A 235-nucleotide genomic window follows, 5' to 3' on the forward strand; every position below is an offset into this window, starting at 1 on the left:
GACCGCGTTCACCGACTGGATCGACTGGTACAACTACCACCGACCCCACACCGGCATCGCAGGCCAAACACCCGCCAGCCGCGTCACCAACCTCCCCGAACAACACACCTAGGCCCTGTCCTGCCGATCTTGCCGGGCCCACGACGCCAGCTACGGCACCTCGCTGCGTTGCCGAATCGCGCGAATACGGCCAAGTATGAGCTGCGATCCGGTGCCTTGCGATGCACCGCATCTG

1 protein-coding gene is annotated in these 235 nt (G+C 64.7%); it reads left to right on the forward strand.

Going from position 1 to position 235, the window contains the following annotated elements; genetic code table 11:
• The coding region (locus tag RM779_RS33580) for an integrase core domain-containing protein (RefSeq protein ID WP_311621571.1) at positions 1 to 112 on the forward strand (112 nt) is incomplete at its 5' end.
• Between the last annotated feature and the right edge of the window lie 123 nt (positions 113 to 235).

The sequence above is a fragment of the Streptomyces johnsoniae genome, from assembly GCF_031845565.1.
GTDB lineage: Bacteria > Actinomycetota > Actinomycetes > Streptomycetales > Streptomycetaceae > Streptomyces > Streptomyces johnsoniae.